At 35.5% G+C, this 20466-nt stretch carries 26 protein-coding genes and 1 riboswitch; of the genes, 24 read left to right on the top strand and 2 right to left on the bottom strand.

Annotated features, from left to right (window positions below; genetic code table 11):
• Nucleotides 1-198: 198 nt before the first annotated feature.
• From lysA to G5W_RS0108880, 4 genes are all read left to right on the top strand, one after another.
• Complete coding sequence (gene lysA / locus G5W_RS0108895; protein ID WP_010095984.1) at nucleotides 199-1506, top strand: diaminopimelate decarboxylase; 1308 nt, start codon at nucleotides 199-201, stop codon at nucleotides 1504-1506.
• An 84-nt stretch (nucleotides 1507-1590) separates the two neighbouring features.
• Nucleotides 1591-2028, top strand: a complete 438-nt coding sequence (locus G5W_RS0108890; protein WP_010095983.1) for a peptidylprolyl isomerase — start codon at nucleotides 1591-1593, stop codon at nucleotides 2026-2028.
• A 23-nt stretch (nucleotides 2029-2051) separates the two neighbouring features.
• The gene (locus G5W_RS0108885; protein ID WP_010095982.1) at nucleotides 2052-2516 is read left to right on the top strand and encodes a site-2 protease family protein; all 465 of its coding nucleotides are present in this window, start codon (nucleotides 2052-2054) and stop codon (nucleotides 2514-2516) included.
• Nucleotides 2517-2755: 239 nt separating this feature from the next.
• Nucleotides 2756-3121: a GNAT family N-acetyltransferase gene (locus tag G5W_RS0108880; RefSeq protein ID WP_010095981.1), complete on the top strand. Its 366-nt coding sequence runs from the start codon at nucleotides 2756-2758 to the stop codon at nucleotides 3119-3121.
• 130 nt (nucleotides 3122-3251) lie between these two features.
• On the opposite strand, the gene G5W_RS23245 is transcribed toward G5W_RS0108880, so the two are convergent.
• Complete coding sequence (locus G5W_RS23245; protein WP_081472447.1) at nucleotides 3252-3341, bottom strand: YjcZ family sporulation protein; 90 nt, start codon at nucleotides 3339-3341, stop codon at nucleotides 3252-3254.
• A gap of 248 nt (nucleotides 3342-3589) precedes the next feature.
• Between G5W_RS23245 and G5W_RS0108870 the strand changes: the two genes are divergently transcribed.
• The 15 genes from G5W_RS0108870 (at nucleotide 3590) to G5W_RS0108810 (ending at nucleotide 15677) form a co-directional block, all read left to right on the top strand.
• Nucleotides 3590-4324 carry a segregation/condensation protein A gene (locus G5W_RS0108870; protein ID WP_010095980.1) on the top strand — a complete coding sequence of 245 codons (735 nt, stop codon included), beginning with the start codon at nucleotides 3590-3592 and terminating at the stop codon, nucleotides 4322-4324.
• Between the two features lie 3 nt (nucleotides 4325-4327).
• Entirely contained in the window at nucleotides 4328-4909 is a 582-nt protein-coding gene (scpB, locus tag G5W_RS0108865; protein WP_010095978.1) for an SMC-Scp complex subunit ScpB, read from the top strand.
• A 188-nt stretch (nucleotides 4910-5097) separates the two neighbouring features.
• The gene (locus G5W_RS0108860) at nucleotides 5098-6207 is read left to right on the top strand and encodes a D-alanyl-D-alanine carboxypeptidase family protein (protein ID WP_010095976.1); all 1110 of its coding nucleotides are present in this window, start codon (nucleotides 5098-5100) and stop codon (nucleotides 6205-6207) included.
• 1 nt (nucleotide 6208) lies between these two features.
• Nucleotides 6209-6793 (top strand): nucleoside recognition domain-containing protein, encoded by a 585-nt coding sequence (locus G5W_RS0108855; protein ID WP_010095974.1) that lies wholly within the window; start codon nucleotides 6209-6211, stop codon nucleotides 6791-6793.
• Between the two features lies 1 nt (nucleotide 6794).
• Nucleotides 6795-7325, top strand: a complete 531-nt coding sequence (locus G5W_RS0108850) for a spore maturation protein (RefSeq protein WP_010095972.1) — start codon at nucleotides 6795-6797, stop codon at nucleotides 7323-7325.
• Between the two features lie 95 nt (nucleotides 7326-7420).
• Nucleotides 7421-8164: a pseudouridine synthase gene (locus G5W_RS0108845; RefSeq protein WP_010095970.1), complete on the top strand. Its 744-nt coding sequence runs from the start codon at nucleotides 7421-7423 to the stop codon at nucleotides 8162-8164.
• 52 nt (nucleotides 8165-8216) lie between these two features.
• Nucleotides 8217-8795 carry a thiol-disulfide oxidoreductase ResA gene (gene resA / locus G5W_RS0108840; protein ID WP_010095969.1) on the top strand — a complete coding sequence of 193 codons (579 nt, stop codon included), beginning with the start codon at nucleotides 8217-8219 and terminating at the stop codon, nucleotides 8793-8795.
• A gap of 17 nt (nucleotides 8796-8812) precedes the next feature.
• Complete coding sequence (locus G5W_RS24650; RefSeq protein ID WP_010095968.1) at nucleotides 8813-9022, top strand: hypothetical protein; 210 nt, start codon at nucleotides 8813-8815, stop codon at nucleotides 9020-9022.
• 14 nt (nucleotides 9023-9036) lie between these two features.
• Complete coding sequence (gene resB / locus G5W_RS22090) at nucleotides 9037-10533, top strand: cytochrome c biogenesis ResB family protein (protein ID WP_010095967.1); 1497 nt, start codon at nucleotides 9037-9039, stop codon at nucleotides 10531-10533.
• Between the two features lie 21 nt (nucleotides 10534-10554).
• Complete coding sequence (gene ccsB, locus G5W_RS0108830; RefSeq protein WP_010095966.1) at nucleotides 10555-11748, top strand: c-type cytochrome biogenesis protein CcsB; 1194 nt, start codon at nucleotides 10555-10557, stop codon at nucleotides 11746-11748.
• Between the two features lie 108 nt (nucleotides 11749-11856).
• Nucleotides 11857-12573 carry a response regulator transcription factor gene (locus G5W_RS0108825; RefSeq protein ID WP_010095964.1) on the top strand — a complete coding sequence of 239 codons (717 nt, stop codon included), beginning with the start codon at nucleotides 11857-11859 and terminating at the stop codon, nucleotides 12571-12573.
• Nucleotides 12573-14330, top strand: coding sequence for an ATP-binding protein (locus tag G5W_RS0108820; protein WP_010095962.1), 1758 nt, complete (start codon nucleotides 12573-12575; stop codon nucleotides 14328-14330). The genes G5W_RS0108825 and G5W_RS0108820 overlap by 1 nt, the downstream gene beginning before the upstream one ends.
• Nucleotides 14331-14384: 54 nt before the next feature.
• Nucleotides 14385-14570: riboswitch (cobalamin riboswitch) on the top strand.
• Nucleotides 14571-14731: 161 nt separating this feature from the next.
• Nucleotides 14732-15097, top strand: coding sequence for a hypothetical protein (locus tag G5W_RS0108815; RefSeq protein ID WP_010095960.1), 366 nt, complete (start codon nucleotides 14732-14734; stop codon nucleotides 15095-15097).
• Complete coding sequence (locus tag G5W_RS23235; protein WP_081472446.1) at nucleotides 15055-15162, top strand: DUF4430 domain-containing protein; 108 nt, start codon at nucleotides 15055-15057, stop codon at nucleotides 15160-15162. Before G5W_RS0108815 ends, G5W_RS23235 begins: the two co-directional genes overlap by 43 nt.
• Nucleotides 15163-15167: 5 nt before the next feature.
• Entirely contained in the window at nucleotides 15168-15677 is a 510-nt protein-coding gene (locus G5W_RS0108810) for an ECF transporter S component (protein ID WP_010095959.1), read from the top strand.
• A gap of 19 nt (nucleotides 15678-15696) precedes the next feature.
• Here G5W_RS0108810 and G5W_RS0108805 read toward each other — a convergent pair whose 3' ends face one another.
• Nucleotides 15697-15951, bottom strand: a complete 255-nt coding sequence (locus G5W_RS0108805) for a ferredoxin (RefSeq protein ID WP_010095958.1) — start codon at nucleotides 15949-15951, stop codon at nucleotides 15697-15699.
• 131 nt (nucleotides 15952-16082) lie between these two features.
• On the opposite strand from G5W_RS0108805, the gene G5W_RS0108800 reads away from it, so the two are divergent.
• The 5 genes from G5W_RS0108800 to G5W_RS0108780 all read left to right on the top strand — a co-directional run bounded on the left by G5W_RS0108800 (nucleotide 16083) and on the right by G5W_RS0108780 (nucleotide 20374).
• Nucleotides 16083-17147 (top strand): YpbB family protein, encoded by a 1065-nt coding sequence (locus G5W_RS0108800; protein ID WP_010095957.1) that lies wholly within the window; start codon nucleotides 16083-16085, stop codon nucleotides 17145-17147.
• Nucleotides 17140-18684 carry a RecQ family ATP-dependent DNA helicase gene (locus G5W_RS0108795; RefSeq protein WP_010095955.1) on the top strand — a complete coding sequence of 515 codons (1545 nt, stop codon included), beginning with the start codon at nucleotides 17140-17142 and terminating at the stop codon, nucleotides 18682-18684. The genes G5W_RS0108800 and G5W_RS0108795 overlap by 8 nt, the downstream gene beginning before the upstream one ends.
• The gene (locus tag G5W_RS0108790; RefSeq protein WP_010095953.1) at nucleotides 18671-19246 is read left to right on the top strand and encodes a CPBP family intramembrane glutamic endopeptidase; all 576 of its coding nucleotides are present in this window, start codon (nucleotides 18671-18673) and stop codon (nucleotides 19244-19246) included. Before G5W_RS0108795 ends, G5W_RS0108790 begins: the two co-directional genes overlap by 14 nt.
• 1 nt (nucleotide 19247) lies before the next feature.
• Nucleotides 19248-19571: a hypothetical protein gene (locus G5W_RS0108785; RefSeq protein WP_010095951.1), complete on the top strand. Its 324-nt coding sequence runs from the start codon at nucleotides 19248-19250 to the stop codon at nucleotides 19569-19571.
• A gap of 224 nt (nucleotides 19572-19795) precedes the next feature.
• Nucleotides 19796-20374: a genetic competence negative regulator gene (locus G5W_RS0108780; protein ID WP_010095950.1), complete on the top strand. Its 579-nt coding sequence runs from the start codon at nucleotides 19796-19798 to the stop codon at nucleotides 20372-20374.
• The last annotated feature ends 92 nt before the right edge of the window (nucleotides 20375-20466 follow it).

Below are 20466 nucleotides of genomic sequence, written 5' to 3'. Positions count from 1 at the left end.
GTGTTAACTGTATATATGTAACCGTACTATCAGTCCTCATATTAAATATGGGGGATAGTACGGTGTTTTTATAATCTGAATGATGGGGAATCACCTTTATTCCTTTTGTTTTTACATGTTTATGATAAATTTTTTATAAGTCTTATATCCTAGTAAAAATACTAGGTAAGGGAATTCATGATGAAATAGGTGAAGATGATGTTACTAGAGCAATATCCATTCAACGTAAACAGTCTTGGTCATTTAGAAGTGGGTGGGATGGACACCACTAAGTTAGCTGAAAAATATGGAACACCACTCTACGTCTATGATGTTTCACTAATTCGTGAACGTTGTCGAGCATTTGTGGAGACATTTAATAAATTAGGTGTGCGTGCACAAGTTGCTTATGCAAGTAAAGCATTCTCATCTATTGCTATTTTACAAGTTATGAAGCAAGAAGGCTTATCCGTAGACGTAATTTCAGAAGGTGAACTTTATACAGCGTTAAAAGCTGGTATCGATCCGTTAAAAATACATATGCACGGAAACAATAAGAGCCGAAATGAATTACAAATGGCCATTACTCATGGTATTGGATGTATCGTAGTTGATAATTTTTATGAAATTAATTTATTGACGGAGCTGCTTGAGGAAAACAACAAGAAAATGGATGTTATCATTCGAGTAACACCTGGGATTAAATCTGAAACTCACCAATACATTATGACAGGGAATGAGGACTCTAAGTTTGGCTTCGACTTACAAAACGGACAAGCAGAGAGGGCATTCCTTGAACTGCGTGATAATGAGTATATGAATTTTAGGGGATTACATTGTCATATTGGATCACAAATCTTTGATACAGACCGCTTTGTTGAAGCCACCAGTATTTTATTCCTTGCACTAGGTCAATGGAAAGAAAAATATGATTATGTACCTGAGGTATTAAATCTAGGTGGTGGATTTGGTATTCGTTATACGGAGGATGATGAACCAATACAACTTCACACTTATGTGGAAAAATTAGTCGAATCCGTACAAATGGAGAGTGAGAAGTTAGGTATACCAATCCCTGAAATTTGGATCGAACCTGGCCGTTCTATTGTTGGAGATGCAGGTGTAACGCTGTACACAATTGGTTCTCAAAAACATATCCCCGGTGTACGAGACTACATTTCGGTTGACGGTGGTATGACTGATAATATTCGCCCTGCATTGTATCAGGCGAAATATTATGGATTATTGGCGAATAAAGTTAACATGCCAAATGATACGATTGTTTCGGTAGCCGGAAAATGTTGTGAATCTGGTGATATGTTAATATGGGATCTACCAATTCCAAAGGCTGATAGTGGAGACATACTCGCTATTCTTTCTACAGGTGCTTACGGATATTCCATGGCAAGTAATTATAATCGCATTCAAAGAGCTGCAGTTGTATTTGTCGAGAATGGTGTTGATAAGTTAGTAATTAAACGAGAAACTAATGAAGACATCATCCGTCATGATCTCTCATATGTGTAACAAGTCAACGCTTTAATAAAACCGTTATAAATGGTATGATAAGTAAGATACTAACAGATATTTACAAGATAGGAGATGGCTAATATGTCTAAAAAAGGCTATATCGTTATGGAAAATGGAAATAAAATAGAATTTGAATTATACCCAAATGAAGCACCAGGTACTGTTGCGAACTTTGAAAAACTTGCAAATGAGAATTTTTATGATGGATTAACTTTCCACCGTGTAATCCCAGGCTTTGTAAGTCAAGGTGGGTGTCCTATTGGAAATGGTACTGGAGATGCTGGTTACAAAATAAAGTGTGAAACAGATAACAATCCACATACACATGAAGAAGGTTCACTATCTATGGCGCATGCTGGTCGTGACACAGGAAGTAGTCAGTTCTTCATTGTACATGAACCACAACCACACTTAAATGGTGTACATACTGTGTTCGGAAAAGTTACTTCTGGGATGGAGCATGTTAAAGCAATGCGAAATGGTGATGTGATGAAAGAGGTAAAGGTTCTTTCCGAGTAAGTATATCGCTTAGGAAGGTTTAGATGAATACAATTCTCTTAATGCTATATTTAATTATCATCGTGGCACCGATTAGTAATTTCATCCATGAATTGGGGCATGCTTTCGGTGCTAAGCTTGCAAAAGCAGATAGGGTTGTTTTAAACATAGGTAGAGGAAGTAAGATGATAAACTTCACGTTTCGAAAAATAGAAATTCGGATTAGATGGTTATTTTTTACTTCTGGAAATATGTTTAGTGAGAGAAATAGAGAGTACCGATCATTTGAAATTATTTATATAACTTTATTTGGCCCATTATGTAATGCTATAGTTGTATTCATCTTATACCTTGTATATCATATTCTACCTAACTCTTATGTGCTTATTTTTCTACTGTATAATGGATGGTTGTTTCTCATGAACTGTATACCTTTTAAAATAGGGATGCAGTATTCTGACGGACTTATCATGATAAAAGAGATTTTAAGAAAAAATGTATACAAGTAGGTAAAAATTGTCAATAATAAAGGATGAGCAAGGTGAATCAGCGCAAAAAAAATATCCTGCTTTTTATTACTTTACTAGTAATTGGTATTGTATGGGGTTTTGCTTATTGGTTTATATTTGTGTTATAAAAATCACTATTTGACAAAAATAGATTAATAGGTCATAAATATTATATATGAACTCCAATAGAAAATTACACTCAACAAGACAAAAAGTTATTCACATAATGAGGGGTATCTATGTTAAATCGCTATAAAAAAAATTCGGAAAAGATTGCAATGGGATTATTATCTTTTATGCCTGAGGGAAAAGATGTAAAAAAATTGCAACAAACGATAAAAGAGTATGAAACCAATGAAGATTGGCATCTTTACCTATGGAAGGAAGATGATGATGTTATCGGTGCAATCGGATTACGAGTTGATGGTGATAAAGCAATAATTCAACATATATCCGTAAATCCTTCACACAGGAATGTAGGTATCGGTAAGAAATTGATTCAAGAAATAAGGAAGCTTTACGAACCTAGGTATGAACTACATGCAGTAGATACTATACAACAATATTTTCAACGTTGTATACAGGATGATGACTCGGCAAATTAGGGGAAGTCTATTACTATAGAAATTTAGTTTTCTAGATAGAAAAAACCAGCCCTACCATAAATAGGGCTGATTTTTGTTGTAAAGTACCTAAATCTGTTTGGTTTAAGACTTTACCGTAGTTTTATTAGTTTTAGAACCAAGCTGCACCAACAATAATTAATAGAATGAACAACACTACGATTAAAGCAAATCCTCCACCATAATTATATCCTGATCCCATCATATATTCCTCCTTTATAAACTTAGAATAAATGTTTTGGGTAACATTTATCTTACGTTAATAACGTATGTAAATACCCACCTCTGTGTATAGGCGTTTTAAACAGTTAAAATAATTTTTTAGAAACTGAAGTGTATTTATTGTACGATTAGTATTAGAAGGATAGAGTGCCGGAGTAAAGGTCTACGTGTTTACTAGGTCAATTGGATTATAAAATTTAAATTTGAAATCATTAAGGGGCGACAACTATGAATCAAGCATATCAAGTAAAACTGGATACTTTTGAAGGACCGCTTGATTTATTATTACATTTAATCAACCATTATGAAATCGATATTTATGATATTCCTGTAGCCCAAATAACCGAACAATACATGAATTATATCCATGCCATGCAACATCTTGAACTTAACATTGCCAGTGAATATCTTGTCATGGCAGCAACGCTACTTGCGATAAAAAGTCAGATGCTGCTACCAAAGCCTGAGCTGGAAGAAGTAGATGAGGAATACATGGAAGACCCGCGAGAGGAATTAATGCAGCGTTTAATCGAATATCGAAAATTTAAGGAAGCTGCTGAATCCTTTAAAGAAAGAGAATTGGAAGCTCACCAAACCTTTACAAGACCACCTGTTGTCTTCGAAAATTTAAATATTGAAAAGACTATTGTACAAGGGGACATATCGATATATGATATGTTAGGTGCGTTAGGTAAAATGTTGGAGAGAAAGAAATGGAAGGAACCAATCGAGACTAGGATTCAAAAAACAGAGATTCCAATTGAACAACGAATGGTTGAGGTATTAGAATTTATAAAAACAAGACACGAAGTAACATTTGATGAATTATTTACGAATCGAAGTAAACCACACATTGTTGTTACGTTCATGTCCATTTTAGAATTAATGAAGATTAATCAGGTAACATGTAAGCAAACAAGACATTTTGATACGCTATATGTAATTTATTCAGGGGATGAATAAGAAATGAAAAATGTAAAAGCCATCTTAGAAGGTCTTTTATTTGCCTGTGGCGATGAAGGTATTACGGTAAAGGAACTTGCACAAATAATGGATATCTCTGTGAAAGCAGTGGAACATTTAATCGAGGAATTAAAATACGATTATGAGCATGCGAGTCGTGGAATTATGATCATGGAAGCTAATGATGTCTTTCATTTAACGACAAAGCCAGAGCATAGTGAATATTATCAAAGACTAGTGGAGGCGCCACAATCAGGGAGAATGTCACAGGCAGCACTAGAGACACTTGCTATCATTGCATATAAACAGCCGATAACACGTTCCGAGATAGATGAAATTCGTGGCGTGAAAAGTGACCGTCCTGTTCAAACTTTATTGGCAAGGTCGTTAATCGAAGAAGTAGGAAGAAAAGACGGGATTGGACGTCCTGTTTTATTTGGTACGAGCAAAGATTTCTTAACCTATTTTGGATTAACGTCTATTGAAGAACTTCCACCTCTTCCAGATAACTTTGATACAGATGAGTTAGAAGACGAAGCGGATTTATTTTTCGATCGTTTCAATCAATTAGAAGACAATCAATAAATACGGATAAGCAATTTTTTAAATATGATTCCGAATTTATGTAACTCTTATAGTTAAACTATAAGAGTTTTTTTAATGCTAATAAAGTAGTTAAATAGGCATATTTCTCTTTATCAGTTATTAAATTTTATCATATCATTTAAGGTTACGCATAAAATGTATAGACATGATTTTGGGGAGGACAAACAATGCGTTCGATAGCAATAACCCTAATTGCCATAATAGTGGTCAGTTTTTTATTTCCGATAGTTGGACATGCTGAGCCGAGTGTTTCAGCTAACAATGCCGTTCTCATTGAACAATCTACTGGTAGAATATTGTATGAGAAAAAAGCACATGAGAAGCAAAACATAGCAAGCATAACGAAAATTATGACAGCTATTATCGCTATTGAATCGGGAAAAATGGATGAATTGGCAACGGCTAGTGAAAAGGCGGTATTTACAGAGGGATCGTCCATTTATTTAAAGCAAGGGGAAAAGATGAAACTAGAAGATTTAGTATATGGCCTAATGCTGAGGTCTGGAAATGATGCAGCAGTGACGATTGCTGAACATGTCGGTGGAAGTGAAGAAGGTTTTGTCTATTTGATGAATGAAAAAGCAAAATGGTTAGGGATGGATAATACCCATTTTGATAATCCACACGGTCTAGATTCAGAAACACATTACTCTTCAGCATATGATATGGCGATACTAATGCGATATGCTATGCAAAATGAAGAATTTAAAACCATAACTGGCGCTAAGTTCTATAAATCGGATACTCGAGAATATGGTTGGAAAAACAAAAATAAACTACTAACTGCTTACTACAAATATTGTACAGGCGGTAAAACTGGTTTTACGAAACAAACAGGACGAACACTTGTCTCAACGGCAACAAAGGACGGAATGGATTTAATTGCTGTTACGCTGGATGCCCCTGATGACTGGCGCGATCATATGAATATGTTCGAGTATGGATTTGAAAATTTTAAAATGGAGTCGTTAGGACAACAAGGTAAGATTGAGATTCCATTTGCAACAGGTGAGAAAAAAGAAGGACATATTTATGAGGAATCAGTATTTCCATTAAAGGAAAGTGAGATAAGTGATATCCATAGTGAAGTTTCTTTAATCGATAATCCTCGAGCTGAATTTATAAATGAGATGATAGCAAAACAAGTATTTTTTTTAGAGGAGCAACCGATCTTGGAAGTAGCAATATACGAGCAAGAAAAGAAAGAGCCAAATAAACCAGGGACCTTTATAACCGATGTGATTTCTGTTTTTAAGCAAATATTTAGGATGGGTTAATATGGTTAATATAATTTGGGCATTTTTAGCCATCATAGGTATAGTTTATGCCATGTTTAATGGAACAATGGATGAAGTCAATAAAGCCATCTTTGAAAGTGCAGATGAAGCAGTAACACTATCCATTGGTTTAATAAGTGTGTTAGTTTTTTGGCTTGGAATTATGAAAATAGCGGAAGAGGCAGGTATTTTAAAAGCACTTGCGAAACTATTTAGACCCATTGTTGTAAGGTTATTTCCGGAAGTTCCGAAAGATCATCCAGCTATCGGATATATTTTATCGAACATTACGGCAAACATTTTTGGGTTAGGTAATGCGGCGACACCAATGGGAATTAAAGCTATGGAACAGATGAAACAATTGAGTGGAACGGATGAGGCATCGAGATCGATGATTACATTTCTCGCCATTAATACTTCCAGTCTTACATTGATACCGACCACAGTTATCGCAATCCGAATGCAGTATGATTCTGTTTCACCTACTGAGATAGTTGGAACTACTATTATTGCTACTATTATTTCAACTTTAAGTGCTATTTTGATAGACAGGCTATTCTATTATAGAAGTACATGGAGGAAGTAAGATGGTATTCATTTCACAAGTTAGTATATGGATAATTCCACTTTTTATCATGCTTGTACTATTGGTAGCAACATGGAAGAAGGTTCCTTCATATGAATTATTTGTAGAGGGGGGAAAGGAAGGGGTCAAAATGGCCTTTTCTTTGCTTCCCTTTTTAGTAGGTATGATTGTAGCGATTGCTATATTTAGAAGCTCTGGTGCTTTAGATGCCATAATTGGATTAATATCACCAGTTTTATTATTCTTAGGAGTTCCGCCAGAAATCGTTCCACTCGCATTAGTAAAGCCAATATCAGGTTCTGCTGCATTAGGGGTGACAACAGAGTTAATCGCGACCCATGGTCCAGATTCTTTCATTGGACGATTAGCATCAACTATGCAAGGGAGCACGGATACGACGCTATATATACTTACCGTATATTTTGGAGCGGTTGGTATTCGGAAAATGGGGTATGCGCTAAAGGTTGGACTTCTTGCGGATCTAATTGGTATAATAGCAGCAATCGTTATTGTTACATTGGTGTTTGGATAGGTTTTTTTGGAAATTTGGATAAAATCGTTTGGGTAGCGTTAACATAAAGTTAACGCTATTATTATGTTAAAGTTAAGAAAGAAATTGGTGATAAAATGTCGAATGAAAAAGAACGATTACAAAAGGTTATTGCACAAAGTGGAATAACTTCAAGAAGAAAAGCAGAAGCACTTATTTTAGAAGGCAAAGTAAAGGTGAACAATCAAGTCATTAGAGAGCTAGGAACGAAAGTAGGTCCTGATGACAAAATTGAAGTGAATGGGGTACCTTTAGAGAAGGAACTGCCAGTTTATTATATGTTTTATAAGCCAAGAGGCGTCATCTCCAGTGTAAAGGATGACAAGAATCGTAAAGTTGTACTAGATTACTTTGAGAGCATTGAAGAAAGAATCTATCCGATAGGAAGATTGGATTATGATACATCAGGGATATTGTTATTAACGAATGATGGTGAATTTGCCAATCTATTAATGCACCCTAAACATGGTGTTCAAAAAGTGTATGTAGCTAAAATCAAAGGAATTCCGTCAAAAATAGAACTAGCAAGATTAAGAAAAGGCGTCAAAGATAAGGGTGATCTCCTGAAAGCAACAGAATATCGTGTGCTTTCAACAGATAAAAAGAAGAACTCTATGGTAATTGAGATTACTTTACAAGAAGGAAAAAACCGGCATGTTCGTAGAATGATGGAGCAATTAGGATATCCGGTGTTAAAACTCAAAAGGGAACGTTATGGCTTATTGACCTTAGATGGTTTAAGAGTTGGGGAGTTTCGAAAGCTTACCCCAAAAGAGGTAAACCAAATGAGAAATTTGGCAACCAAAATTGTTGAAGATTAGACATAATTTCATTGACCATAAAATGGTATAATTGGTCGAGGAGTGGTGACCTATGAGTGTGGAGCAAGCAAAAACAAATAAACGCAACAAACGAAAAAATAGACTAATATTTCGTTCCGTTATCCTAGCTGTCCTACTAGTTGCAATTGTTTATGCACTTGTAACCAATATAACGGCGGATCGAACTATCTATAAAGTAGGGGATAAAGCCCCGGATTTTCAGTTAAACCAAGTGAATAATTATAATGATTTAGAGACCATTCGCCTAAGTGATTACAAAGGAAAAGGTGTCATGTTAAACTTTTGGGGAACCTGGTGTAAACCTTGTGAAGCTGAAATGCCATATATGCAAGAGCTCTATCCTGAATACAAGGAAAAGGGTGTAGAAATCATTGCGGTAAGTTTAGATGCAACCGAATTTGTGGTAGATAAGTTTGTTGATAAGTATGACCTAACTTTCCCTATACCACATGATACAAAAGACCAAGTACGTGATCAGTATAAAATCGGACCTATTCCTAGTACCTTTTTTATAAGCCCTGAGGGAGAAATAGTTGAAATTGTAGAAGGAGCACTAACACTTGAACGGTTAGAGGGATATCTGAAACAAATTCAACCGAGTGAATCATAAACCAGAGAGGGATAATCATGAAACATATTAAATGTGAATGTGGCCACGTGAATCCAGAAGGAACAGTCCTCTGTGAAGCTTGTGGAAAACCTATTGAAGCCAATCAGCATATTGATGGTAACGATAAAAAGAAATTACTAAACATGCGCTATGAAGGCAGTGCTAGAAGATCAACCACCTATAATAAAACAATTATAGATAAAGTTTGGAACTTTTTTCTTCGGTAAAGGTTGCTGTCTGGATGATAGTGATAGCATTAGTAGCATCTGGGATTGGAACAATATTACCGCAAGAACAATACATACCAGCAGATGCAATTTCACGTGATCCGCAAGTTTTCTATCCGGAAACCTATGGAATAATTGGGAAGATATACCTTCAAATGGGATTCCATAATTTATATAGCTCATGGTGGTATTTAATCATTATTGCCTTAATTGGAGTTTCTTTAGTTATCTGTAGTATTGACCGTTTTGTACCATTGTATCGTGCCCTAAAAAGACAACGTGCGAAACGTCATGCGTCATTTCTTAGTAGACTTCGTTTCTATAGCGAAACAGAAGTCGTGACAGATGATGATATAGCCGTGGTTAAAGAACGATTAAAGAAGCAACGTTATAAAATTAAGGAAGAAGACGGGCACATCGTCGCCGAAAAAGGTAGATTTTCAAGATGGGGTCCATATGTCAACCATATCGGTCTTATTATTATACTTATTGCTGCACTACTTAGAACAACCTCGTTTTTCTTCATAGATGATTATGTCTGGGTTAGAGAAGGAGAACTGACTGTTGTTCCTGGTACAGATGGAGAGTATTATATTAAGAACGAAGAGTTTATACTCGATACATATAGTTCAGAGGACGAGCGTTTTAAAGATGCTTTAGCACAAGAAAATCGGATTATCCCTAGTAATTTCCAAACAAATGCCGTTATTTATAAAGCTGGTGAATCGGAAGTTATTGGGGCAGAGGAAGAGTTGGTAAAAGTAGATGACTTTGAGATTAGTATGAACGAACCCGCCAAATTTGGAGGGTTTACACTTTATCAGCAAGGATACCAATTAAATGAATTCTCTAAGATGACCTTTAAAGTTTATGAGATGAATGATCCAGAGGCAGAGGCACTGGGAGAATTTACAATTGATTTATTTGACCCAGAAACACATTATGAATTGGATAATGGTTTCCAGATTGAGGTTGCCGAATTCTATCCTGATTACAAACTATCAGAAGACGGTGTTAGGTCCGAAACGAATAATTCTAACAATCCAGCATTTGTTTTTAAATTATATTCTTCACCTGAAAGTGAAGACTTCGAGATTAGCTTTGTCGGTGATGTAATTGGTTCCGCAAAGAATTTAGGAATAGATCCAACCGTTGTTGACCTTCAACCTATGGGGAATGTGGTTGGTACATTTGCACCATCTATTGATGCCACAGGCGAGAACCAATATCGTATATTGATTGATTCCATCGATTTTGACCGTAAGAGTGGACTAAGTATTAAGAAGGATCGTACTATTCCATTCTTTATGGTTGGCGCTATCATCTTTATGATTGGTGTGATTCAAGGGATGTATTGGCAACACAGAAGAATTTGGTTACATCCAAAAGAAAATGGTTTACTTTTAGCAGGTCATACGAATAAGAATTGGTTTGGACTGAAAAAAGATATAGAGAAAGCATTAGAAGGTACTTCCATTAAAATGGTAGATGATCAAAATGAAGATGAATAGGCAGTACAAGGAGGACAACTCATGTCGAGTTTAATAGAAACTAGTAGTACGATGCTGTTTACAGCATTTATTCTCTACTTAGTTGCAACATTTTTCTTTGGCTTTACGATTAAAGATAAGAATGTTGAACGCAAACAATCTAATTTTGCTGGAAAACTAGCCATAACGCTAACCATCATTGGGTTTATTGCACAGTTAACGTACTTTATTACGAGGTGGATGGCTTCTGGTCATGCTCCGGTTAGTAATATGTTTGAATTCGTTACGTTCCTAGGAATGTGTTTAGTATTTGCGTTTATCATAATTTACTTTATCTATAAATTAAGTATTCTAGGATTATTTGCTTTACCAATCGCGATGCTTATTATTGCCTATGCTAGTATGTTTCCAACTGACATTGCACCACTTGTGCCATCTTTACAGAGTCATTGGTTACAAATACACGTAACAACTGTTGCTTTAGGACAAGGTATTTTGTTCATTAGTTTTGTCGCTGGATTAATATATTTAATCCACGGTATCGATCAAAGTACTAGAAGTGGACGTACCGTTGCACTAGAAGCGGTAATGTACACTATATTCCTAGCAATCGGATTTATAATCATTTCATCTGTATTTAATGCCATGAATTATAGTGCAACATTCGAGTATCGCTTAAATGGAAAGACTGAAACAACCGAATATACGTTACCAGCAATAGCTGCACCTTACGAGGGTACGTTATTAACCGAAGATGTTATGAAGCCGTGGTTCGAAACGCCATCTTGGATGCATGGTGCAGATGCAGGTCGAAAGTTTAATACCGTTATCTGGTCATTCCTAACAGGTAGTGTATTGTATGGATTAGTACGCTTATTGTTTAGAAAACGAGTTGCTGCTATCATTCAACTACTATTGAAAAATATTAAACCAGACCTAGTCGATGAAATTAATTATCGATCAGTGGCAATTGGTTTCCCGGTATTTACTTTAGGTGGCTTAATTTTTGCTGCAATTTGGGCACAAATTGCATGGGGACGCTTCTGGGGCTGGGATCCGAAAGAAGTTTGGGCATTGGTAACATGGTTCTTCTATGCTGCCTACCTACACTTACGATTATCTCGTGGTTGGCATGGGGAAAAGTCTGCATGGTTAGCAGTGATAGGTTTTGGAATCATTATGTTTAATTTAATCGTAGTAAACCTTGTTTTAGCAGGGCTACACTCATATGCATAAGAGAAGTGAGAAAACATGACATTTTTACGACAAATGTCATGTTTTCTTATACATTTAATTATCCTTGGTTTATACTAAAAGTAACTAGTTGTAAGGGGGAGCAAGTCAATGGAGAGTAGTTCAAGAATACTTGTAGTTGATGACGAAGAAAGAATCCGCCGACTAATCCGGATGTATTTAGAACGTGAAGAGTTCGAAGTGGAAGAAGCAGAAAATGGTAGAGAAGGATTGGAATTAGCATTAGAGAACGATTACGATGTTATTCTATTAGATTTGATGATGCCAGAAATGGATGGAATAGAGGTATGTGAACAACTTCGTTTAGAAAAAAACACTCCTGTTATCATGCTTACAGCAAAAGGAGAAGAGGCAAATCGAGTTCAAGGCTTTGAGGTTGGAACAGATGATTATATTGTAAAGCCTTTTAGTCCAAGAGAGGTTGTTCTTCGAGTAAAAGCACTTCTAAGAAGGACTAATGCATCAAGCTTAAAGGATGTCAATGCGCAAACGAAGGACTTAATAGTATTTCCACACTTGACCATTGATCATGATGCACATCGTGTTACGGCAGATGGACAAGAGGTTGCATTAACACCGAAGGAATATGAATTACTATGTTATTTAGCAAAATCACCAGATAAAGTATTTAATCGGGAACAATTATTGAAAGATGTTTGGCAATATGAGTTCTTTGGTGATTTAAGAACGGTAGATACACATGTGAAAAGACTTCGAGAAAAATTAAATACAGTATCCAAGAAGGCCGCAAAGATGATTGTCACAGTATGGGGTGTAGGATACAAGTTTGAGGTAGATGATGAGTAATGTTTTGGCGTAGTGTTGTTGGGAAGCTAGCAGTAACGATATTATTGCTAGTTTCTTTTGTGTTAATCGTACTAACTGTATTTTTACTAGAGTTCTTTGAGAACTTTCATATTCAAGAAGCAGAAGAAGACTTATTACAAACTGCTACCAAGGTGTCTGTCATGGTAGAAAACCACGAAGATAAACCTCTTATCTATGAAACAACGGAGCGTGTAAAAGATCCTTCTAGTAAAGTGTTGGTCGTATATCCTGATGGTGATGTTTGGGGTTCAACTACAAACGATGACCATTTATCCGGGATGAAAGATCAATGGTTATTAGACCATTCCAATCTGACGAAGATTCTTTCATCAGAAGACTCAGTAAAGGGAGAAATTGAACTACCTGACGATCAACCTGGTGTCATGCTCGTTGGGACATCAGTTCCCAATGCAGATGCAGCTGTTTTGGTCTACCAATCATTGGAGATAGTAGATAAGACGAAGTCAGAGACGACTAAAATCATCCTTGGAGCTGCGGCTGTTGCAATAGTACTAACCACAATTTTTGGTTTCTTCTTATCTACTCGTATTACTTCACCACTTATTAAAATGAGAGAAGCGGCGTTTGATTTGACCCGAGGTGAGTTTAATACGAAGGTTCCTATTCTCACCCATGATGAAATTGGCGAGCTAGCAATGGCTTTTAATCATATGGGAAGACAGCTGAAGTTTCATATCAATGCACTACGCCAAGAGAAGGAGCAATTATCTAGTATTGTAAATTCTATGGCTGATGGTGTTATTACAATGAGTAGAAGTGGTGACATCATTGCAACCAATGGTCCAGCAGAATTGTTTATAGAACATTGGTACTTTGAAAAAAATATTCCGAAGACTGATAATAACCGCAAGTTACCAAGCGAATTATCGGAGTTACTTCAGAAAGTCATCCAAGGTGAAAAGGAAGTCATTGAAGAAATCGCTATACAGGGTAGAACCTGGGTCATGATTATGACACCATTATATGATCAGTCTTATATACGTGGTGCAGTTGCAGTAATTCGAGATATGACGGAGGAACGTCGTCTTGATAAGTTACGTAAAGATTTTATTGCGAATGTCTCTCATGAGTTGCGAACACCTATTTCGATGCTGCAAGGTTACAGTGAGGCAATAGTAGATGATATTGCAGAAACGAAAGAACAGAAGAATGAACTCGCACAAATCATTTATGAAGAATCCTTAAGACTAAGTCGATTAGTAAATGAATTACTAGATTTGGCAAGTATGGAAGCGGGTCACTTAACGATAAAACCAGAAGATGTGGAAGTTACTCCTTTTATCGATCGTATATACCGGAAGTTTAAAGGGATTGCAGATGAAAATCTGATTGAACTAGCACTAGAAAAAGATATCCAAGAGACTTCTGCATACTTTGATCCTGACCGAATTGAACAAGTGTTTACGAATCTCATTGATAATGCAATTCGACATACGAATAAAGATGGTTATGTACACGTATCGGTTATTAATGATGAACATGGATTTTCTGTTTCCGTAAAAGACAGTGGCAGTGGCATTCCAGAGGAGGATTTACCATTTGTTTTTGAGCGTTTTTATAAGGCGGATAAATCTCGCACTAGAAACAAACATGTTAAAGGCACAGGATTAGGTTTATCGATTGCCAAAAATATTGTTACTGCACATAAAGGTACGATTACAGTGAATAGTAAGGTGAATATTGGAACGACTTTTAACTTTACGATTCCGAAATAAAAATAATGGCTTGAATTTAATGTACAGTATGTTACTATATTGAATAGAATTGAATACATGTGGAATGAAATTGGTGTAAGTATATTACTTAATAGGGAATCTAGTGAAAATCTAGAGCTGTCCTCGCAACTGTAAGTGATGACGAAATAAGCATGACCACTGTAGTATTTGCTACGGGAAGGGCTTAAAGTAGGTTAGTAATCACAAGCCAGTAGACCTGCCAATATTCATTTGTATCAATTATCCCGAGGATAGGACAATTGAGACAATCTAATACATAAAAAGTAGATTTTGCTTTTTATTCGTTACTAGAATGTCGCAAGAGTTAACCAGTTACGGGGTTAACTCTTTTTTTGTGTGTGCCTGTGCTCTCACTTAGTTTTAATAAAGGAGGAGAAAAGATGAAATCATTATTATTCAAATTACTTGTAGTTATCGTATCGGTAGTTGTTCTTTCTGCTTGTGGGGATGATTCAGCTACTAATAATAAGTCCACATCATCACAAAATGAAACTAGCTCTAATGAGAATACTGAACAACAAGAAGAGGCTAGCATTACAGTCGTATTGTCAAAGAATAAAGAAGCAGAGATTTTAGAAGAAAGAGAAGTTGAAATTGAAGAAGGTGATATTCTATTAGATGTTATGAAAGAAAACTTTGATGTTGAGGAAGAAGGAGGATTCATTAATACTCTTGAAGGCTTATCATTAGACGAGGAAACAAAATGTCATGGATGTTTTCTGTCAATGGCGAGCAGTCCATGGTAGGTGCTGGGGAAGTAGAGCTTAAAGATGGCGATACGGTTAATTTTGATTACCAATCATGGGAATGAGATAAGTGAATACTTATAAAATAACTTTATTAGCTATTCTTGCTACACTTGCTGTAGTTGGACGAATTGCCTTTGCTTCTATTCCAAATGTCCAACCCGTAACTTCAGTAATTATCATTAGTGGCCTATTTCTTGGTCCAGTAAGTGGAATAATGCTTGCTTTACTCGTCACCTTTTTATCCAACATGATATTAGGTACTGGGATATGGACTGTTTGGCAAATTATTTCCTGGGCGTTTATTGGTTGCTTGGCTGGAATAGCGGGCAGGGTTTGGAAAAACATCCCTTTTGTAGTTATCATTATCATGTCTTTATTTAGTGGTTATTTGTATGGATTTATCATTTCATTGACAAATTATCAAGTTACAGGTCATGGGTTTTGGGCATATTATGTAGTAGGATTACCATATGATACGTATCATGCAGTAGGAAATGTTATTTTTATGATATTATTTTATCCTACGATATCCTATCTGTTTAAAAAATATATAAAGAAACATTTGAACACCAACTAGTATTAGTTGGTGTTCCATCTTAATCCTCATATTTTAAAGGATTTCCCTCAAAAGGTTGTTCTGCAATTTTAATGGAATCACTTGGACAGCCCTCATAGGCATCAAGGACATCATCCTCAAGCGTTTCAGATAACTCCTGTATCCCATTGTTTTCATCTATCGTAACATATGCGAGTCCCTCATCATCATAGTCAAATATTTTAGGACATGTTACACCACAAGCACCACAAGCAATACACGTTTCTTTATCCACAATAACATATTTCACTCTCATTTTTGTTCCCCTTAACTTTAACAATATATGGTGCTATACCTATTTTAAATTGTTATTTTTTATAATTCAACCAAAGCAAACTAATGGTATCATAGAGATACATACTATAATAAGGGTGAGGAGTAAAAAGTATGTATACAGAAGGAATAATCCTGGAATGTATAAAGCAGATAAAAGATAATCGAACAATCTATGGTATATATCATATTCTAGCTGGAAAAAAGTCAATCCAATCGGTACACGATGCAAGGCTTTTTCGACTTGAAAAATATTATGGAATATACCAGACGATGACAAGGGAATCGTTTATATCTATCATTACTACTATGCAAAAGAATAACTTAATTAAGATGGATAAGGATTATTATCAGATAACAGATACTGGTGAAGCCGTTTTGAAAGAATATCGTGCATCTAATCTCGTTACATATTTAAACGGAATTCGATTCACTGGTAGAGATATTACTTTTATTGAACGGCTATACTTATTAGTTCAAACCTATTCCAATATTAAAGCGAATAATAATGCCTTCATCCCAATTATAGATCGTCCAGAAATAACGTCTTGGGTGAGAACATTTTATCAACAAAAACGACATATAGATATAACAGAGACTCTATACAAAGAGCTTTATCAATTGTTAACATATGTATCCGATTTAGAAGCAGAGTTCTTCATAAATAGGTTTACTGGATATAAATATATTGGTAGAAGCATGGATCAGCTGGCAAATGAATACCAGTTAACTAGAGATAATGCTAGTATCCTTCTAATAGGAATTATTCATAGGCTTCTTCACGTAATTGGTGATGAATCATCAACCTTTGAGATACTGACAGATGTTGCAAGCGTAACAACGAATAATCAAAAATTTATTACCAATACGGCAAATCAAACCTATCAATTGCTACGCGATGGATACCATATCCAGCAAATTGCTGATAAACGTAACTTAAAACTGAATACCATCTATGATCATATTGTGGAAATTGCGTTATATGATCGAGATATGGAGATAGAGAGTTTTGTGAAGGAAGAGGATCAAAGTGAGATTCTTGCTGCTATCCAGAAAGCGCGCTCTTATAAACTAAAAGCAATTAAAGATCACTGTCATGATTCGATAAGTTACTTTCAAATTAGACTTGTACTAGCTAGATTAAAAGAATTATTACCGGGGGATGACATGCATGACTAACTCATACAGACTAGAAGAAGAATTAAAGAGATATTTTGGATACAGTACATTTCGAGTGGGACAGAAGGAAATTATCATGGATGTACTGAATGGCCATGATGTCTTAGGAATTCTCCCGACAGGTACCGGTAAATCTATCTGTTATCAATTACCGGCTCGTCTTCTTGATGGTGTTACGATTGTGGTCTCACCACTGATTTCTCTTATGATGGACCAAGTTAAAGAGTTGAAAGCAATGAATTTCAAAGATACTATAGCGATTAATAGTTTTTTAGATTATGAGAGTAAGCGGAGAATATATCAGTCATTAGGTCGTTATAAGTTACTATATGTATCTCCTGAAATATTGCAACAACAAGAACTTTTGCACTATCTCAAAAACGTAAACATTTCCTTGTTTGTAATTGATGAGGCCCATTGTATTTCCCAATGGGGCCATGAGTTTAGGCCAGATTATCAAAAACTAAAACTAGTCATGGAAATATTAGGTAATCCACCAGTGCTAGCCCTTAGTGCAACAGCTACAAAAGAGGTACAAGATGATATAATTCATTCAATTGATAGACAAGCAATTAAAAGACATATATATCCTATGGATCGCCATAACATTGCTTTAACTATCCAAGAAGTAATGACAAATGATGAAAAGATTGACATTATTTCCAATACCCTTAAAAATCATAGGGTACCAACACTTATTTATTTTTCTAGTAAATTAGCAGCTGAGACTGTCTCATTCAAACTGTCCCAAAGGTTACCCAATCACCGAATCGCCTTTTATCATGGGGGGATGGAAGCCGTGGATAGAATCTCTATCCAACAACAGTTTATGAATGACCAGATTGATATTATCTGCTGTACTAGTGCTTTTGGTATGGGAATTAATAAAAATAATATTCGGTTTGTTTTTCATTATCATTTCCCTGGACAAATTGAATCGTTTATTCAGGAAATAGGGAGAGCTGGTCGGGATGGAAAACAGAGCATAAGTATCGTTCTTTATGCGAAACAAGATGAATTTCTTCCTAAACAATTAATCGAGAATGAATTACCAACAGATGAAGACCTAAATCGTGCATATCGATATCTCAATCATTTGCATAAACAAGACCAACCCATACCCGCAGATGGGAATGTGGTACAGTCCGCTTTAGAGATTAGTGAGACCCAATGGAGATTTTTAATTGCCCAGCTAGAAAAACATGGCATCAAATATGAAAATGGTTTAAAATATGAGCAACATCATGCTAAAATATTTCAACAAATAAAATATACACGAAACGAACGGTTAAATCTCAAGCATGACAAATTAAGGGACATGCTTCACTGGCTACAAACTACTAATTGTTTAAGAGAAGAGCTCTATAGCAAATTTCAAAAGGGGTATACACCGGTAGATGAATACTGTTGTAGCAATTGTGGAATAACCTTAAAGAACTTTAACCCCGTAGAGTCGAGAACTGAAATTAATTTGCCTACATGGGAGAAAAAGCTCAAGCGGCTATTGCTAATAGGGGATTATCATGAAACAGAGTGAAATCATCAAACATATTTCAGATAAAGAGCTAAGACAATCTGTCGTTATATCTCAATTATTGTTCCTCCTAATAGGTTTTATACTGAGTTTATTTCTTTTTGACCATGTCAATAATTGGGTTAAAATGGTGCAATTTGATCCCACTGAAATAGTTTACTATGGGATAATACCGGGAATTGGTATTGTAATTATTGACCTTATATTAATTCGTATTTTACCTTATAGGTATTTTAATGATGATGGAATTAATCAACGAATCTTTTCCAAAATATCCGTTCCATATATTTTCTGTTTAACCCTATTAATTGCCGTATCTGAGGAGGTTCTGTTCCGAGGAGTTATTCAAACGACTTTCGGCTTCCTTTTTGCTAGCCTCTTTTTTACAGTAGTTCATATTCGTTATCTGCGAAAGCCAGTGCTACTTATTTCTACTCTATTTGTAAGCTTCATCATTGGTTATATTTTTGAACTAACAGGCAATATACTTGCCACAATTACAATTCATTTTTTGGTGGATTTTTTATTAGGATTACTAATCCGTTATCATGTCTGGGGTGAATAGAATGGAAAATGTAAAAGTGGAAAAAGATGATCAAGCAAAAGAATTGCGTGCCATATTAAACGAACTGAATAATCATTCTGAGCAAGAGCATTCAGTACCCACAAATGATGATATTTCTGTAGCCGAAGCGGAAGATAGTAACCTAGACCAGGAACGGGTCGAAACAAGTGAAATGAATGTACTAAATCTCCCACCAAGAAGCGTTGTTCATGGTTATGAAAATAAGAAAGTTCATTTCAAAATTAGCAAACCTTTGTTAAGGCTTCTAATGGTAATCATGCTTGTTGTTTTAATTTTAGGTGTGTATATATTTCTAATAATGTAATGCAATAGAAGCTTAATAAACAATAATATGCTTTTCAAGCTTTCTAAGTCTACAAACTTGGCTCATGCCAAGTTTTCTAATGGCTCTGAAAGATTAACTTGTATCATGTTCAACAATTCTTACTCAAGCATATACTAATAAAAACGATACACATAAATATAGGTCGTATATGGAAGTTATTCCTAGTATTTGACATGAATCTGTTAATTTGAGGAGGATGCTATGTGCGTATTGAAAGGGTGTCCAGTAGTCAATTTACCATTTTTCTAACGTTTGATGACCTCGTAGAACGGGGATTTAATAAAGAGGAGTTTTTACATGATGCCACTACCATTCAGAACCTCTTTACGGATGTAATGTATGAAGCTAGCTCTGAACTAGGATTTGAATTAGAAGGTAAACTATATGTTCAGGTTTACTTAATGCAGGCACAAGGCATGCATGTCATTGTAACTCAAAACTCTGATACTATAGATTGGGATGAGGATTTCATTGAAATGAAAGTGACACTAGATGAGAGCAAAGAATTAATTTTTTCATTTGATGACTTCGAAAATGTAATACAAGTATCTTCCTATCTAAGCACACTTTCCGTTAATGGCGGTCAAGTATTTTATATGGGAAATCGCTATTATATGCTGTTAAATAGAGAGGAACTTAACGGTAATAACAAAGAAAATATTATTGCACTGATGTCTGAATTTGCGAATCCAAGTATCGTAACCTCCTATAGATTAAAGGAATACGGGAAGATTATCATAAAGTCTAATGCAATTCAAACTATTATCGACGCATTTAATTAACTAGAGACTGGTGAGAAATACTTTTTAGAACAGTAATGTTATATGTTGGTAAGCGTTTTCATTGATTTGTAAAAATAAATGCGAAAAAGAGT

It is taken from the genome of Ornithinibacillus scapharcae TW25, assembly GCF_000190475.1.
GTDB classification, from domain to species: Bacteria; Bacillota; Bacilli; order Bacillales; family Amphibacillaceae; genus Ornithinibacillus; species Ornithinibacillus scapharcae.
The sequence above is the reverse complement of the archived record's forward strand: the minus strand, read 5'-3'. Positions and strand labels throughout refer to the sequence as shown.

Coding starts and splice junctions, on each gene's coding strand:
- G5W_RS0108805 (WP_010095958.1), bottom strand. CDS start 15,951: ATGAGAGTGAAATATGTTATTGTGGATAAAGAAACGTGTATTGCTTGT.
- G5W_RS0108795 (WP_010095955.1), top strand. CDS start 17,140: ATGACTAACTCATACAGACTAGAAGAAGAATTAAAGAGATATTTTGGA.
- ccsB (WP_010095966.1), top strand. CDS start 10,555: ATGTCGAGTTTAATAGAAACTAGTAGTACGATGCTGTTTACAGCATTT.
- G5W_RS0108845 (WP_010095970.1), top strand. CDS start 7,421: ATGTCGAATGAAAAAGAACGATTACAAAAGGTTATTGCACAAAGTGGA.
- G5W_RS0108850 (WP_010095972.1), top strand. CDS start 6,795: ATGGTATTCATTTCACAAGTTAGTATATGGATAATTCCACTTTTTATC.
- G5W_RS23235 (WP_081472446.1), top strand. CDS start 15,055: ATGTCATGGATGTTTTCTGTCAATGGCGAGCAGTCCATGGTAGGTGCT.
- G5W_RS0108825 (WP_010095964.1), top strand. CDS start 11,857: ATGGAGAGTAGTTCAAGAATACTTGTAGTTGATGACGAAGAAAGAATC.
- G5W_RS0108820 (WP_010095962.1), top strand. CDS start 12,573: ATGTTTTGGCGTAGTGTTGTTGGGAAGCTAGCAGTAACGATATTATTG.
- G5W_RS0108800 (WP_010095957.1), top strand. CDS start 16,083: ATGTATACAGAAGGAATAATCCTGGAATGTATAAAGCAGATAAAAGAT.
- G5W_RS0108815 (WP_010095960.1), top strand. CDS start 14,732: ATGAAATCATTATTATTCAAATTACTTGTAGTTATCGTATCGGTAGTT.
- G5W_RS0108890 (WP_010095983.1), top strand. CDS start 1,591: ATGTCTAAAAAAGGCTATATCGTTATGGAAAATGGAAATAAAATAGAA.
- G5W_RS0108790 (WP_010095953.1), top strand. CDS start 18,671: ATGAAACAGAGTGAAATCATCAAACATATTTCAGATAAAGAGCTAAGA.
- G5W_RS24650 (WP_010095968.1), top strand. CDS start 8,813: ATGAAACATATTAAATGTGAATGTGGCCACGTGAATCCAGAAGGAACA.
- G5W_RS0108885 (WP_010095982.1), top strand. CDS start 2,052: ATGAATACAATTCTCTTAATGCTATATTTAATTATCATCGTGGCACCG.
- scpB (WP_010095978.1), top strand. CDS start 4,328: ATGAAAAATGTAAAAGCCATCTTAGAAGGTCTTTTATTTGCCTGTGGC.
- resA (WP_010095969.1), top strand. CDS start 8,217: ATGAGTGTGGAGCAAGCAAAAACAAATAAACGCAACAAACGAAAAAAT.
- G5W_RS0108855 (WP_010095974.1), top strand. CDS start 6,209: ATGGTTAATATAATTTGGGCATTTTTAGCCATCATAGGTATAGTTTAT.
- lysA (WP_010095984.1), top strand. CDS start 199: ATGTTACTAGAGCAATATCCATTCAACGTAAACAGTCTTGGTCATTTA.
- resB (WP_010095967.1), top strand. CDS start 9,037: ATGATAGTGATAGCATTAGTAGCATCTGGGATTGGAACAATATTACCG.
- G5W_RS0108880 (WP_010095981.1), top strand. CDS start 2,756: ATGTTAAATCGCTATAAAAAAAATTCGGAAAAGATTGCAATGGGATTA.
- G5W_RS0108870 (WP_010095980.1), top strand. CDS start 3,590: ATGAATCAAGCATATCAAGTAAAACTGGATACTTTTGAAGGACCGCTT.
- G5W_RS0108860 (WP_010095976.1), top strand. CDS start 5,098: ATGCGTTCGATAGCAATAACCCTAATTGCCATAATAGTGGTCAGTTTT.
- G5W_RS0108785 (WP_010095951.1), top strand. CDS start 19,248: ATGGAAAATGTAAAAGTGGAAAAAGATGATCAAGCAAAAGAATTGCGT.
- G5W_RS23245 (WP_081472447.1), bottom strand. CDS start 3,341: ATGGGATCAGGATATAATTATGGTGGAGGATTTGCTTTAATCGTAGTG.